Source organism: Neobacillus jeddahensis (assembly GCF_000612625.1).
Taxonomy (GTDB): domain Bacteria; phylum Bacillota; class Bacilli; order Bacillales; family Cytobacillaceae; genus Neobacillus; species Neobacillus jeddahensis.
Genome location: NZ_CCAS010000084.1, coordinates 1 through 14617 on the forward strand (window position 1 = coordinate 1; position 14617 = coordinate 14617).

Consider the following 14617-nt stretch of genomic DNA (forward strand, 5'->3'; position numbering starts at 1 on the left):
TCAGGCAAAACCCTTGGCTGGATTAAAGGATTATTGATTATTTTCGGTTCACTTTTATTAATGGAAGGTTTAAATGTGCATCCAGCTATCCTTATTCTAGTATTGATCATTTTTGTATTTCTTCCGTTTGGGAAAAGGGGGGCTAAGGATTGATTTATTGGAAAATCTTTATGGCCTTCTTTATCCCTGGGATTTTAGGCTATGGCGGCGGTCCCGCTTCGATTCCATTAGTCGAAAATGAAGTAGTGGGTCACTATGAATGGATGACGAGACAGGAATTCAGTGAAGTATTAGCGGTTGGGAACTCTTTACCAGGACCGATTGCTACAAAATTGGCTGCGTATATTGGGTATACGGAGGGCGGTGTCTTCGGAAGTATTGTCGGTTTATTTGCCTCTGTAGCACCATCTATCATTTTGATGCTCGTGTTAATGGCGGTGCTCTTAAAGTACAAAGACAAACCGCAAGTGAAAAATATCTCCATCATCGTGCGGCCCATCATCGCCGTCCTGCTCGGAGTCATGACCTACCAATTTGCAAAAGACTCAGTCCTAACCCTGGGAGCCCTATACACCATCCTCCTAGTGGCGGGAAGCTACCTACTGATGGAAAAACTCAAATGGCACCCTGCCCTCGTCATCCTCATCGCCCTCGTTGTCGGTGCCGTAACCGGCTAAGCAGGGTGTCAGGTGTCAGGCACTGTTCATGGACACTGTCCGTTCCAGGAAGACATTTAAAACTAATTTTGGCTTGTATCAAGTGATTGGTACAGGCCTTTTTATATTTCTGGTTTGGGCATCTTGCTGCTTGTCCGATTATCATTCGAACACAGTCACGATAATCCCATCCATATTGTCGCCGGAGACTTCATAATGGCGATCCTTCGGTATTTTAATATCTTTTAGTTGAGAAAGAGGATAGTAAGATACCAAATAGGATTTTCCATTGAAATTGACTGAAATGCTCTTTTCTCTTTTTAGATAATCCAAATATTCTTCTAAAGCAAAATTCTTTTCATGCATGATCGCACTATGTGGTAAACCGACGTAACGAATATGCCATGGTTCATACTGAATGCCGGTAATGGCTGTTTTATCCTGCGGATAGCGTAAGATAAAGCCGTATGCCCAGGCGTTTTTTTCGATCCACTTACCTTCTGGTGCTTGATTCATCTTCATTAGTGTAGAACCAACATCGAGCGATAACCCCAAATTATGTTCGCTAAAGCCTGCTGGCAAGGAGTAGTCAGGGCCCATTTCTTGATATAGTTGATCTTGCTCGTCAAATGCGCGAAAGCCGCTATTAATCGAAAAATGCGTCACGCCTGCTTCCTTTGCTCCAGCAATCATGTCGGAAAATTTTTCGGCAATATCTCTTGATAAATAAATATCACTTTCGAGTAATGAAAATCCAGCTGTTAATTCTTTGTGCTCGAATAAATTGACGACATCGGATTTGATACTTTCTTGGTGTACGGGATATTCTTGATTGACTAAAAGTAAATTACCTTGGAAGACTTGTTCTCTTGAAATACCTGTGTTCTGAATGGTTGCTGAAGTTCCTATATCTTCAAAATTCTTTTTAGCAGTTTGATCATATGATTGAATCTTTACTTTTTCTTGAAAAAAAGATGCCTTGTTGACGACCACATATGCTAGGCCGACGATACAAAGCAACAAAAATCCCCACTTCTTCATGTCCAGTTCCTCCTTGTGCTTCCTTATTCCTAGCATAGGAAAAACTTTTTAAATAAAAAGTGGGGTAAAGTTTAAATTTTTCTTAAATCTTGTCCTGTTTAAGGCTCTTGAGGCTCACTATCTCCACTTATCAGTGGTAAACGAACTTCAAAAATCGTCTGAATGACAGTACTGTCTGCCTGTATCGTTCCCTCATGCTGTTCAACAATATTTTTAGCAATGAATAAACCAAGACCAGTACTATTTTCTTGATGGGTGCGGGCCTTGTCGCCTGTATAAAACATATCAAACAAATACGGCAGCTCTTCTACTGGAATCTGCTCTCCGTAGTTGACCACTTGTACGACGACTTCTTCCCCATCAATCAGGCCGTTAATATCAACAAACTGTCCATCAACCCCATACCGATTGGCATTCGTTAATAGATTTTCGAACACTCTTGCGATCAGCTCGCCATCGGCCCATACAGGTAATTGAGGGGGAAGATACACCCGTGCGGTTAAATCATTTTTCTCAAAGACTGGATACATTTCTTCTTTTAATTGGATCAACAGATCGGTTAAGTTAATTTGCTTTTTTTCAACAGGCAGCATTCCGTAGTTCATTCTGGTGATTTCAAATAGTTCGTCAAGGAGTCGTTCTAAACGTTGTGATTTTGTAAAAGCAATCGTTAAATAATGTCTAACCTGCTCTCTAGTTAAATACTCATCCTTGAGGAGCAAATCTAAATATCCTAAAACAGAAGTGAGCGGTGTTCGTAAGTCGTGCGCTAAATTTACTACGAGCTGATCCTTACTGTTCTCTGAAAAATCGCCGCGAGCGACGGCTTCCTCTAATTTTTCACTAGCTAAGTTAATATCTTGGGCGATATCACTAAATTCATCATTCGAGTTAATTTCAACGCTGTTGGAAAAGTCGCCGCGAGCGAGGGAATGGATCCCTGCTGAAATTTCAGCGAAATAGCGAGAATACGGCTTCGTCAGGATATAGAAAAACAGGATGGAAAGCGGGATGAACAGTAGTAAGAAAACGTTAATATCGCCTATTTCGTTCATAGCTTGTCGATAAAAGGCGAGTCGGTCTCCAAACCGGACCACCGAATGATAATAGAATTGTAATCCCTTAAAGAGGAGATAGGTAATCAGGCCGGCGAGGATCATACTTAATCCAAATAACAAAATCATCTTTGAGCGGAAACTACGGACGAATTTACCCATTAAACGTATACCCGACTCCCCAAACGGTTTTAATCAGTTTATTTTTCCGTTTATCTTCTGCTAGTTTTTTTCGTAATGTCCGAATGTGGACCATCACGGTATTGGCCGCTTCAAAGTAGGCCTCGCCCCACACCTGTTGAAAGATTGTTTCGACGTTATAAACCTTCTTAGGATGACTAGCGAGTAAATATAAAATATCAAACTCTTTCGGAGTAAGCTCGATGCTTTCACCATAGAGATGAACGGTACGTTGATCAGGGGAAATCACTAATCCACCATATTCCAAACTGGATGGAGGATTGATCTTCGGTTGGTTCAGCTTCATAAAGCGGCGCAATTGCGCATTCACCCTGGCCACCAATTCAATCGGGGTGAACGGCTTTGTCATGTAATCATCTGCGCCAATCACCAGACCATGGACTTTATCAAAATCCGAGGTCTTGGCACTAACGAGTATTATCGGCATATTATGTTGCTCGCGAATGTGGCGAGTGACCTCATAACCGTCCATTTTTGGCATCATGATATCAAGGATCAGCAAATCAATCGGTTGCGTGTTAATCACATGAAGGGCTTCTTGCCCATCCGCTGCTTTTATCACCTGATAGCCTTCTTTCGCTAAATGGATGGCAATCAGGTCGGCAATTTCCTCTTCATCATCCGCGACTAATATTGATATGGGTTTCATTTATATTCACTCCTAAATGTAGGTACCTTTAAGGATTAATAATCTTAACTATTATTGTAGGATCATCTTTCATGTCATGAGATGGGACTTCAGTTTATTTTCTATCATTTCCCGTTCATATTCAAGGCTAGGGTGTGAGGTCTTCTAAACGGATAAGGTCCTTTAAAATGACGATCATGGTAAATAACTTTTTCAGAAAAATAAAATGTTGGCAACAACCATTGTGACAAAATGGAGTTTTGTATAAATTGAAACACTAATGAAAACGCTTTAGTATAAAAGTATAAAGTTCAACAAACTGGTTGAAGGGGGAAAAAGAGATGAATGAAACAACTAAAGATAAATCAGATGTAAAAGTTAAAATACAAAAGTTTGGTAGTTATCTCAGTGGAATGGTAATGCCGAATATTGGTGCCTTTATTGCTTGGGGGCTTATCACTGCCTTATTTATTCCAACCGGCTGGTGGCCAAATAAGGATCTAGCAACACTTGTTGATCCAATGATTAAATTTTTACTGCCATTATTAATTGGTTTTACTGGTGGTCGGATGGTCTATGACAGTCGAGGTGGGGTTGTTGGTGCAACAGCTACGATGGGTGTCATTGTCGGAACGGATATCCCAATGTTCTTAGGCGCTATGATCATGGGACCTATTGGTGGTATTGTCATTAAATTTTTTGACAAACTTGTACACGGAAAAATCAAATCTGGATTTGAAATGCTTGTTAATAACTTCTCTGCAGGAATTCTCGGTGGTTTATTAACACTAGGGGCGTATAAAGGTGTTGGCCCAGTGGTTGAAGGGTTAAGTAAAATCTTAGCAAATGGCGTCCAATTTATTATCGACCATAATATGTTACCATTAGCAAACGTCTTTATTGAACCGGCAAAAGTATTATTCTTAAATAATGCTATTAATCACGGAATCTTAAGCCCATTAGGGATTGAACAAGCAGCAAAAGCAGGAAAATCGATTCTGTTCTTATTAGAAACAAACCCTGGTCCTGGTTTAGGGATTCTACTAGCCTTTATGTTATTTGGTAAAGGGACAGCAAAACAAACAGCACCTGGTGCAGTCATTATCCACTTCTTGGGTGGAATTCATGAAATTTACTTCCCATATATCTTAATGAAGCCGATGTTAATCTTTGCCGCTATGGCTGGTGGAGTAAGTGGAGTATTCACCTTCAATCTTCTTGATGCAGGTCTTGTAGCAGCACCATCACCAGGTAGTATCTTTGCCCTACTTGCGATGACACCAAAGGGTGGATATTTTGCAGTCCTTGCAGGTGTGGTTGTAGCAACTGCTGTATCGTTTGCCATCGCAGCCTTGATCCTAAAAACAAGTAAAGCGACAGAAGAGGAAGAAGATTTATCTTCTGCAACAGCAAAAATGGAAGAAATGAAGGGTAAAAAGAGCTCTGTAAGTTCTGTATTAACTAAACAAGCTGAGATCAATCCTGACAATGTCAACAAGATCGTCTTTGCTTGTGATGCTGGTATGGGCTCAAGTGCGATGGGTGCTTCGATCCTTAGAAACAAAACGAAAAAAGCTGGTCTAGATGTAACGGTTATTAATACAGCAATTAATAATTTACCAGATGATGCGGATGTGGTTGTAACGCATAAGGATTTAACTGATCGTGCGAAAGCAAAGCTTCCAAATGCCAAGCATATCTCCGTAGAAAACTTCTTAAATAGTCCTAGATATGATGAATTAGTGAATTCATTAAAGAAAGACTAAGAGCAAACAGCTTAGAGCCTAGTGAACGTGAACTAGGCTCTTTCTTGTCCTATTGGCCACGTTAAAACTCATGGTTGATGTTGCCTACTATTTTTATCTGGGGCGGAAATTAACAGGCACTTTCTTCGTTCGTATTTTAATGATGTCAACAATGGAATTGACTAATTTATAACTAACTCATGTTGTATAAAGGATATTGCGGGTATAAAATTAGATTGTCAGTATAATATTTTAATTTTGGCAACAATATAAGATGGGAGGCTGACGGTCGACTTGGAGGGAGTGTGAACGATGTATATCTCCGCAAGAGAAAGACAAATCCTTGAAATCTTATTCAAGCATCAAGATGAAATGACCGTGAAGGACCTCGCAGATCAAATTGGTGTAAGTGGACGGACCATCCATCGCGATCTAAAAAATGTAGAGGATATTTTAGGCGAATATAACCTAACCTTACAGAAAAAGTCCGGTGTAGGTGTGCAAATCATTGGTGAACCGAGCAAGATCCGCGAACTAGAATTAGTTTTGTTTAATATTTCACATACAGAATACACGCAGGATGAACGCCAGACGATCATTCTTTGTGAACTATTAGAAACAAATGAACCAGTAAAGTTACTTAGTTTAGCCAGTGATCTTAATGTGACGATTGCAACGGTAAGTGCTGATTTGACAAAACTGGAAGAGAAAATCCAGACTTTTGGGTTAACCCTCATTCGTAAAAGAGGCTATGGGGTTGAAATCGACGGAGATGAAAGCGCTAAACGAAGAGTGATGAGCAGTCTTATCTCTGAGTATCTGGATGAATCGGAAATTCTCTCGTTAACACGAGAAAATATTCAAAAACGATCCACTCAGCAAATTCATACCATATCTGAACGACTGATGGGGCTTGTCGAAAAGAGAAAGCTCGTCATAGTTGAAGAAATCGTCAACGCGATCGTTCAAGAATTGCCCTTTTCCATGGCGGATAGCGCCTATATAGGGCTAGTGGTCCATCTAGCATTAGCAGTGGAACGCATCCAAAAGGGTGAAGGAATTAACATTAATCCAGCCTATTTAGAAGATCAAAAAGAGACGAAAGAATATAAATTTGCGGGAAGAATTGTAGCGCAATTGGAGCAAGTTTTTTCGATTACTATCCCAGAAGCAGAGGTTGCCTATATCACCATGCATTTAAAGGGTGCGAAGCTAAGACATGATAATGAATATCTCAACGAAGACACCAGCCTGCAGGTTGCGATTAAAACCAAAAAGCTGATCGATCAGGTGGGGAAACTAGTAGACATGGACTTGACGCATAATCGCTCTTTGTTTGAAGGGCTTGTCATGCATTTAAAACCTGCAAGCTATCGAATGAAGCAAAAGATGGGAATTAGTAACCCCTTGTTAGATAAAATTAAACGGGATTATGCTGATTTATATGCGATTGTCAAGCAAGCTGCCGAGCAGGTTTTCTATGATGTTCATGTTCCTGATGAAGAAATAGGCTATCTTGTCATGCATTTTGGTGCCGCTATACTGGGTGATAGAAATCTAATAAACTTTAAAACCCTTGTCGTTTGTTCGAGTGGAATTGGTACTTCGAAAATGCTAGCGACAAGATTACAAAAAGAATTCCCTGAGCTGAAGCACATTCAAAACGTCTCGGTGATGGAGTTTAAAAAAATGAATTCGGCCGATTATCAATTAGTGATCTCAACCATTCATATCCCTGATTACGAATCCGATTATATTATCGTCAATCCTTTTTTAAATCATGATGAGATTGAAAAGATTCGTACCTTTATCAATGAATATAAGATTGTCAACAGTTCTGAAAAGCAGCTGCCCGTTAAGTTAACAGGCAATCTGAACAGAAAAAATGTCACCATGCTGGTAGAAGAAATGCATACGATTCAAGGTTATGCAGGGACGATTGCAAGCCTTCTTGAAGGGTTCGATTTAAACAAAGACAATGTGCCTAATACAACAGAGGAGATTCTGATCCATGTATGCCAACGATTATTCGAGGAACAGCGGATTGAACAGGTCGAAGCCGTCGTTCAGGCCGTGCTCGAACGAAAAAGACTTGGTGGAATCGGAATTCCGGAAACGGGGATGGCCTTATTTCATGCCCGATCCGTCTTTGTGACCCAGCCGTGCTTTGTCCTATCTGTTTTACCCGCACCAATTAAGGTTTTGGGTATGGATGATCAGGAAATGGATATGCGTGTAATGATTTTACTATTATCGCCGCAACAAGCATCTGAGAAGTCTTTAGAAGTATTAAGCTATGTGAGTTCCTTGTTAATTGAAAGTGATGAAAATATAGCCGTCTTTCAATCAAACGATTATGATAAAATCAGTGGTTTACTAGCAACAAGATTAGATCAATTTTTCAGCGAGAAATTAAGAGAATTAAGGAGTGTTTGATTATGACAACAACCATTTTAGCGAAAGAAAATATTATCTTAAATGCCTCTGTGGCAACAAAGGAAGAAGCCATCCGCTTAACAGGCAGCATCCTCGTAGATAAGGGCTATGTGGACGCAGACTATATCGAAAAAATGATGGAAAGAGAAGCATTAACCTCGACCTATATGGGTAACTTTGTGGCTATTCCACATGGTACGGAAGATTCTAAGTCATTTGTAAAGGAATCAGGTATTTCCTTTGTTCAGGTTCCAGAAGGCGTGGACTTTGGTTCCGGAAACATCGTCAAATTGTTAATTGGCATTGCCGGTAAAGATAACGAGCATTTAGATATCTTGTCCAACATTGCGATTGTATGTTCAGAGGAAGAAAATATTGAAAAATTAGTTTCTGCTAAATCGGCAGATGAAATTTTAGCAATCTTTGCAGAGGTGAATTAATATGTTAGCCGTTCATTTTGGAGCAGGTAATATCGGCCGCGGGTTTATTGGAAATCTACTATATCATTCAGGTTATGAAACATGCTTTGTCGATGTAAACGAAGTAATTGTGGACCTATTAAATGAGAAGAAGGAATATCGTGTCGTTCTTGCGGAACCTGCGCAACAAGAGGTTACGATTAAAAATGTAAGAGCCATCAACAGTGCGAAAAATCCAGAGCAAGTCATCGCGGCAATTGCAGAAGCGGATTTAGTCACAACTGCGATTGGCCCTAATATTCTTCCGTTTATTGCCGGCATTATTGCGGATGGTTTACGTAAACGCGTGGAACTAACCGATCAACCACTTAATATAATTGCTTGTGAAAATATGATCGGCGGAACATCACTTTTAAAAGAGAAGATTTTTGAAAAATTAACAGCTGAAGAGGCCACGCAATTCGAAGGGCGCTTTGGCTTCCCGGATTCAGCCGTTGACCGGATTGTCCCGAATCAAGTCAATGAAGATAAATTGATGGTGAAAGTGGAACCGTTCTATGAGTGGGTCGTGGAAGAACCAAAAATCGTTGGCGAAAAACCACCGGTTGAGGGCATCACCTATGTTCAAGAACTAGTACCGTATATTGAACGGAAATTATTTACCGTTAATACAGGCCATGCCCTAGCTGCCTATTTTGGTTATTATTATGGGATGGAAACGATTAATACGGCGATGGAGAACGAGCAAATTCGCGCATTAGTGGAAGGGTCATTGAAAGAAAGCGGAGCCTTCTTGGTGAAAAAATATGGCTTTAATGAAGCAGACCATCACAAATACATTCAAAAAATCATCGGTCGTTTCTCAAACTCCTATATTGTAGATGAAGTGACAAGGGTAGGACGCTCGCCGATTCGCAAACTTGGACCAAATGACCGTCTAGTGAGCCCGGCTCGTCAATATGTTGAAGTGATTGGTAAGGAACCAAGCTATCTCTTGAAGGGGATTGCGGCTGCCTTATTATATGATGTTTCAACCGATGAAGAAGCGGTTCAAGTTCAGACAACGATTCAGGAACAAGGTCTTGAAGCAGCCATCTCTAAGTATACGCAATTGGAAGAAAGCTCTTCGTTGTTCAAAGGAATTGTTGAGCAATACCAGCAGTTAAAAAACAAATAAAAAGTAGAAGAGCTTGTTTCCAGTGATGGAGACAAGCTTTTTTTGAGCCAAAAGGCGCGCACCTCGCCCTTTCCTTTAACCTAATTTATTTCTACTTATTGCCTGATCCTTTTCCAATAAAACGATTAATCCTGGTAATAAAACTCCTCTGATTAAGAAAGTATCCAGTAGGATTCCGACGGCGACAATGAAGCCGAAGATAAAAAGCAGTTCGACTGGCTGCGTCATCAAGACGGCGAAGGTTGCGGCTAAAATAATACCGGCAGAGGAAATGACACCGCCTGTGTTGGCAACAGCGATTTCGACCGCTTCTTTTACAGAGTGATTGTTACGTTCCTCCTGGAATCTAGAGATAAGCATAATGTTATAGTCAATCCCAAGGGCAACCAAGAAAACAAATGCATAAAGCGGTACACGGTCACTGATCGTACTGATATCAAAGAATAGATTACTTAAGAACGTCCCGAGCCCTAGAGCAGCTAGGAAGGAAATCAAAATCGTACCCATCATGTAAATGGGCATTTTAAATGACCTCGTTAGGATGATCAGCATCGAAAAAATTAAAATCGTTTCAAGGATAACAATGAGAATGACATCTCGGTTATTGGCTGTTCGATCGTCAACCTTTGAAGCGGTCTCGCCGGCAAAATACAGCTTGCCATCTACATGACTGTCAGCCATGATATCTTTGCTGTTATCCCTGATTTTTTCCATGGCATCCATGGTCTTGGTGGTGTAAGGATTTCCTTTAAATGTAAGGCTGTATTTGATTACCTTTTGGTTGTCAGTAATACCGTTTATCCGGACCCCGCTGACAAGCGAATGGTTGGCCAATGTGTTTCGTAATTCCGCTTGCTGCTTAGCTGTGATGGCTTCTGCAGATTCAAACAAGACGGTTGTTGGCGCAAGGTCGCCTTTTTCAAACTTATCTTCTAAGATTTCATAGCCTTGACGGGAAGGCATATCGTCAGGGAATGATTTCATGGTGTCAAATTCATACTTCAGATTGAACATATTACTTGCTGCTGCTAACAAGATGATACTGACAACCGCCACAGAGATCCCTGGTTTTTTTGCGACAAATCGACCGACTCTACTCCAGAGTGTTTGTTTAGTAGTGGTTTGATCGCCAACCCGTGGGATTCTAGGCCAAAACGATTTTCTGCCGAATAAAGTAAATAGGGCCGGAATCAGCGTAATTGATGCAATCATAATAATAACCATGGTGGTCGCAAAGGTGGGTGCAAAGTTGCGATAGTCACCTGATTTTGCGAAAAATAACACAAGCATAGCCGCCAAAACAGTTCCACCTGAAAAGAAGACGGGCATGCCCGTTTCCTTCATAGCTGCTTGCATGGCCTCATATTTATTCTCGTGAATTTTCAATTCTTCACGGTAACGGGAGAAGACGAATAAGGAATAATCAATCACGGCTGCAAACAAGAGAATCGACATGATCGAGACCGTTTGGCTGCTCATTACCAGTCCGCCTTTTCCCATGATCCCAAGTACCTGAGTCACGATCTCATATACAAATACAGCTCCAAGGAGGGGAATCAGCGCTAATAATGGTGAACGATAAATAACGATTAATAATACTAAAATAATGCCGACCGTTGAGAAGATTAGGACTAAATCGGCGCGGGAAAACAGATCTAGCGTATCTGTAGCAATTCCAGCTGGTCCTGTGACATACAATGTAAGCTCGGAGGAGTCCTTGACCATTTTACTAATCTTATCGATCGATTTTTGCATTTCCTTTGTTTCTAAGGAAGCATCAAAGCTCAAGGGGATTAATGCGGTTGTTTTATCCTCTGAGAAGAAACCAGCAGTTGCTTGAGGTGGAAGCGCTGATAGCGGTACAACCTGTTGCACTCCTTTAATCTGTTCGCTTTCGACCTTGTCTAACAGCGTAGTAAGGTCTGAAAGGGCAATCTCGTTATTTTTTGCCTGGAAAACTAGAATGGCGGGTAGTCCTTCGGTATCTTTAAAATACGTATCTACTTTCGCTTGGGCGACTACGGATTTAGCATCGTCAGGCAGTGTGTCTATTTTCGAAACCTGATAATCCCGCACACTAGGTGCGAACATGGCTAATGCCATGGTTACGATCAGCCAAGCTGCTAAGGTGATCCACATGCCCTTTTTAGTTGTAACACGATTTGTGATAGCCTGTAATAATATTTTCATTTTGTTCTCCTTTCTGAAATTTTAATAATTAAAGTAACACAAGTGTCACTTTAGAAAAAGGTTAATGACACTCTTGTCACTATCATTATCTTTAAAAGTAACACAAGTGTCAATTAATCATTTTTTAACATTCCGTGGCAAAGTATCTCCTTAATTGATTGAACCCATTCTGATGGAGAGATCCCAAAATGATTAGGAATCATGATCGATTGAAAAATAATCCCCAATATTAAAGAGTCCGGTATGGATGCCTTTAGTTTTTGTTCCTGTCTCCCTAGGTCGATAAAGCCTTGGAGATGCTTGTACATATCGAGGTGAAGATTTTCTAACTGGCCAATATTCTCTTTTACCTTATTATTTTCGTTAATGGGTACACGCCGACCGATCTCAATCATCTGCGGGACGGTGGAATTTTTAAAAATCAGCTCCAATAAAAAGGTAAACTTCTCATCAAAGCTATGATACTCTTCAATTATTTTTAGTTCTTCGAGAAAAAGCTTCATTTCATAAAGCATATAGTTCGTGATGAGCTCTTCACGATTATCAAAATACTTATAAATGGCGCCTCTGGAGATGTCTAACTGTTCCGCTAAAAGACTAAAACTAAATCCCTCATAGCCGTGCTTAAGCAGAATCCGTTCTGTTGCATGGTATAGTTCATCTGTTGAAAATTTGCGCTCACGTGCCATTGGTTCACCCCCAACCTTTATTATAAGGCAAGGGTATGTACAAAGAAAATAACTGTTCGGTACCTGGTTGGTATTTTGTGAACAAGTTGGTAAGGTTTGTGATAGAAAACAGGTTTATGAGTGCGCATCATCTATTAGTGGGATGGGTGTATATGGTAATCTAGAGTTAAGGTTAGAATCTTTTGATTGGAGTGAAGAAAGATGAATAGTTGGTTATATGGAATCTATGCGATTATCTTGGCAATCGTTTCCATTTTTACTGGGGAGATCGTTACCTTTGTCATGCTGGGCTTTATCCTGATCAGTCTGCAAAATATCCTCTCAACCTTGAAGAAGTTGGTTGAAGTCAATCAATCTAAGAAGTAAGAAGCTATCAATCTGTATGACTATGAATAGAAACAAAAGTGGGAATGGTACTGATTTGTGCGTTTTTCAGACAAGGGCATCATAACAAAACAAACCAACCTCCAAGAAGCTGGCTTGTTTAGGGTCTCTACTTTATAAAATGAACATCACTTTTAAATTGTGGGTCGTTTGTGTTTGGTAAATACCAAAGTGTTTGTAAATGGATTCCATTCTCGGCAAACAGAGCTGTCAACTCTTCCATAAAGATACCTCTAGTCGGGTCGCAGGAGGGACTGCTTTGGATCCCTAGTAACCCAGTAATCTCGTAATCATTGTGAACGTAATCCTTTGCTTGTTGTAGGATCGGCTTTAAAATCTCGCGGCAGTGTTCTCTGTATTCTGTTGTATTGTATTCTTCGTAAGTCATCGATGGACGGTTCAAGCCAAGGAAAGTAAATTCTGGACATGGTAGCTGAAGAAACCCGTAGCCCTCTTTCATGGCCCATACAATGGCTGAATGGACAGCACCCGCTGCACGTGCTTCGTTTTCTATGACGGTATTTTGATTCAGAATACAATGGGAGACGATTAATATCTTTTTACTACGCTGCATTTTTTTTACCCTTTTTCACGATTTTTGAGAGATTTGGTACACGGGCAATCATCACTGTTACAAGTAGACAAGTAATAATCTTATCGACAAAGTTTCCGGTGATTCTCGAGATAAAGGTTGAAGCAAATACACTTTCTCCAGCAGAGCGTAACCATAAAACGACTAAATCCATGCCACTTCCATTCAAACCGCCGTAGACGGCAACCGCTATAGGTGTTCCGATAAGCGGTGCGATAATGGATAACATAATACCGGTAATGAGGGCAATATACCATTTTCTAAAATCAAACTTTCTCGCCATGTAACCGGATACTAAGGCAATCGCGATATTAACAAGTCCAAAGAACATCGCGGAGGGACCTGTTGTGACCCCTAAAACCACATTGGTTAGTCCTCCTGCTAAAGCTCCCCACCATGGTCCAAATAAAACGGCAATTAAAACCGTTCCTATCGTATCAAGGAATAAAAGGGGAATTTTCATTGATGAGACTGCCGTTCCCAATTTTTATAATCTATCTAATTTTATTTTAAGTTTTATTGAATGCCTTTGTAAGTGTATTATTTGTCTATTTTGTTAAAACAGATTGTTTATCTTTATGGAGAACATTTCAAAAATGAAGGATTGGCCATTAAGTATCTGCCATTTTACTAGAATAATCTGAAACATTATTAGTCCTGCTTCGTAAATACTAATTATGAAAGGATGGTGTTTTGCGTGAGCAGGTATTCAATAAATGAGTTCGTAAAACAAACGGAGCAGGAGGATAAGGGGGAGGGCTTTTTTGAATTAGAAACCCCACGGATGCTAGAGGTTAACCTCAACGGTCAGGTATGGGCAAAGGCGGGATCGATGGTTGCTTATCATGGTGCAATTAAGTTTGTTCGTGAAGGTATTTTAGAGCATGGATTAGGAACTGCTTTTAAAAAGGCTTTTACGGGTGAAGGTACTTCATTGATGAAGGCGAATGGCCAGGGGAAATTGTATCTTGCCGATGAAGGTAAGAAGATTATTATTTTGAATTTGCAAAATGAGGCGATTTACGTAAATGGCAATGATTTGCTCGCCTTTGAACCAAGTATAAAATGGCAGATAAAATTGATGAGGAAGGTTGCCGGGATGATGGCCGGGGGCTTATTTAATGTCCGATGTGAAGGAACAGGGATGATTGCGTTTACGACCCATTATGAGCCACTCACCTTAAGGGTCACACCGGGGCAGCCTGTGATTACTGATCCAAATGCGACGGTGGCGTGGTCTGGAAATCTCCAACCAGAGTTTCAAACCGATATTAGCCTTAAGACGTTTTTTGGCAGGGGAAGTGGGGAGTCGATTCAAATGAAGTTCGAGGGTGAGGGCTTTGTAGTCGTTCAACCGTATGAAGAGGTCAAAATGAAGGCTACACAAGGCTAAAAAGGGGGTCA

14 protein-coding genes are annotated in these 14617 nt (G+C 40.5%); 7 read left to right on the forward strand and 7 right to left on the reverse strand.

The window, feature by feature from the left end; translation table 11 throughout:
* The first annotated feature begins 149 nt into the window (after positions 1–149).
* Positions 150–677, forward strand: coding sequence for a chromate transporter (locus TY15_RS21370; RefSeq protein ID WP_040205731.1), 528 nt, complete (start codon positions 150–152; stop codon positions 675–677).
* Between the two features lie 141 nt (positions 678–818).
* On the opposite strand, the gene vanY is transcribed toward TY15_RS21370, so the two are convergent.
* The 3 genes from vanY to vanR form a co-directional block, all read right to left on the reverse strand.
* Positions 819–1697 carry a VanY-A/VanY-F/VanY-M family D-Ala-D-Ala carboxypeptidase gene (gene vanY, locus TY15_RS21375; RefSeq protein WP_040205730.1) on the reverse strand — a complete coding sequence of 293 codons (879 nt, stop codon included), beginning with the start codon at positions 1695–1697 and terminating at the stop codon, positions 819–821.
* 98 nt (positions 1698–1795) lie between these two features.
* Positions 1796–2914: a sensor histidine kinase gene (locus tag TY15_RS21380; protein ID WP_040205728.1), complete on the reverse strand. Its 1119-nt coding sequence runs from the start codon at positions 2912–2914 to the stop codon at positions 1796–1798.
* Complete coding sequence (vanR, locus tag TY15_RS21385; RefSeq protein ID WP_040205726.1) at positions 2907–3602, reverse strand: vancomycin resistance response regulator transcription factor, VanR-F/VanR-M family; 696 nt, start codon at positions 3600–3602, stop codon at positions 2907–2909. The genes TY15_RS21380 and vanR overlap by 8 nt, the downstream gene beginning before the upstream one ends.
* 320 nt (positions 3603–3922) lie before the next feature.
* On the opposite strand from vanR, the gene TY15_RS21390 reads away from it, so the two are divergent.
* The 4 genes from TY15_RS21390 to TY15_RS21405 all read left to right on the forward strand — a co-directional run bounded on the left by TY15_RS21390 (position 3923) and on the right by TY15_RS21405 (position 9358).
* On the forward strand, positions 3923–5347 hold the full coding sequence (locus TY15_RS21390) for a PTS mannitol transporter subunit IIBC (RefSeq protein ID WP_040205725.1): 1425 nt from the start codon (positions 3923–3925) through the stop codon (positions 5345–5347).
* Positions 5348–5638: 291 nt separating this feature from the next.
* Entirely contained in the window at positions 5639–7762 is a 2124-nt protein-coding gene (locus tag TY15_RS21395; protein ID WP_040205723.1) for a BglG family transcription antiterminator, read from the forward strand.
* 2 nt (positions 7763–7764) lie between these two features.
* The gene (locus TY15_RS21400; protein ID WP_040205722.1) at positions 7765–8202 is read left to right on the forward strand and encodes a PTS mannitol transporter subunit IIA; all 438 of its coding nucleotides are present in this window, start codon (positions 7765–7767) and stop codon (positions 8200–8202) included.
* Position 8203: 1 nt separating this feature from the next.
* A complete protein-coding gene (locus TY15_RS21405) occupies positions 8204–9358 on the forward strand; it encodes a mannitol-1-phosphate 5-dehydrogenase (RefSeq protein ID WP_040205721.1) in 1155 nt (384 codons plus the stop codon).
* A gap of 75 nt (positions 9359–9433) precedes the next feature.
* On the opposite strand, the gene TY15_RS21410 is transcribed toward TY15_RS21405, so the two are convergent.
* Together TY15_RS21410 and TY15_RS21415 are read right to left on the reverse strand one after the other, a co-directional pair.
* Positions 9434–11548: an MMPL family transporter gene (locus TY15_RS21410; RefSeq protein ID WP_040205720.1), complete on the reverse strand. Its 2115-nt coding sequence runs from the start codon at positions 11546–11548 to the stop codon at positions 9434–9436.
* A gap of 113 nt (positions 11549–11661) precedes the next feature.
* Complete coding sequence (locus TY15_RS21415; protein WP_040205719.1) at positions 11662–12237, reverse strand: TetR/AcrR family transcriptional regulator; 576 nt, start codon at positions 12235–12237, stop codon at positions 11662–11664.
* A 201-nt stretch (positions 12238–12438) separates the two neighbouring features.
* Here TY15_RS21415 and TY15_RS24765 point away from each other — a divergent pair, with 201 nt between their 5' ends.
* Positions 12439–12603, forward strand: a complete 165-nt coding sequence (locus TY15_RS24765; RefSeq protein ID WP_179301753.1) for a hypothetical protein — start codon at positions 12439–12441, stop codon at positions 12601–12603.
* 127 nt (positions 12604–12730) lie between these two features.
* Here TY15_RS24765 and TY15_RS21420 read toward each other — a convergent pair whose 3' ends face one another.
* Both TY15_RS21420 and TY15_RS21425 read right to left on the reverse strand, forming a co-directional pair.
* Complete coding sequence (locus TY15_RS21420) at positions 12731–13195, reverse strand: CD3072 family TudS-related putative desulfidase (protein ID WP_040205717.1); 465 nt, start codon at positions 13193–13195, stop codon at positions 12731–12733.
* The gene (locus tag TY15_RS21425) at positions 13185–13697 is read right to left on the reverse strand and encodes a CD3073 family putative ECF transporter S component (RefSeq protein WP_042375521.1); all 513 of its coding nucleotides are present in this window, start codon (positions 13695–13697) and stop codon (positions 13185–13187) included. The genes TY15_RS21420 and TY15_RS21425 overlap by 11 nt, the downstream gene beginning before the upstream one ends.
* A 213-nt stretch (positions 13698–13910) precedes the next feature.
* On the opposite strand from TY15_RS21425, the gene TY15_RS21430 reads away from it, so the two are divergent.
* Entirely contained in the window at positions 13911–14606 is a 696-nt protein-coding gene (locus tag TY15_RS21430) for an AIM24 family protein (RefSeq protein WP_040205714.1), read from the forward strand.
* Positions 14607–14617 lie beyond the last annotated feature (11 nt).

Excerpts from the sequence above, each read along its gene's own strand:
- vanY (WP_040205730.1), bottom strand. The coding sequence starts at position 1,697 with ATGAAGAAGTGGGGATTTTTGTTGCTTTGTATCGTCGGCCTAGCATAT.
- TY15_RS21380 (WP_040205728.1), bottom strand. The coding sequence starts at position 2,914 with ATGGGTAAATTCGTCCGTAGTTTCCGCTCAAAGATGATTTTGTTATTT.
- vanR (WP_040205726.1), bottom strand. The coding sequence starts at position 3,602 with ATGAAACCCATATCAATATTAGTCGCGGATGATGAAGAGGAAATTGCC.
- TY15_RS21390 (WP_040205725.1), top strand. The coding sequence starts at position 3,923 with ATGAATGAAACAACTAAAGATAAATCAGATGTAAAAGTTAAAATACAA.
- TY15_RS21395 (WP_040205723.1), top strand. The coding sequence starts at position 5,639 with ATGTATATCTCCGCAAGAGAAAGACAAATCCTTGAAATCTTATTCAAG.
- TY15_RS21400 (WP_040205722.1), top strand. The coding sequence starts at position 7,765 with ATGACAACAACCATTTTAGCGAAAGAAAATATTATCTTAAATGCCTCT.
- TY15_RS21405 (WP_040205721.1), top strand. The coding sequence starts at position 8,204 with ATGTTAGCCGTTCATTTTGGAGCAGGTAATATCGGCCGCGGGTTTATT.
- TY15_RS21410 (WP_040205720.1), bottom strand. The coding sequence starts at position 11,548 with ATGAAAATATTATTACAGGCTATCACAAATCGTGTTACAACTAAAAAG.
- TY15_RS21415 (WP_040205719.1), bottom strand. The coding sequence starts at position 12,237 with ATGGCACGTGAGCGCAAATTTTCAACAGATGAACTATACCATGCAACA.
- TY15_RS24765 (WP_179301753.1), top strand. The coding sequence starts at position 12,439 with ATGAATAGTTGGTTATATGGAATCTATGCGATTATCTTGGCAATCGTT.
- TY15_RS21420 (WP_040205717.1), bottom strand. The coding sequence starts at position 13,195 with ATGCAGCGTAGTAAAAAGATATTAATCGTCTCCCATTGTATTCTGAAT.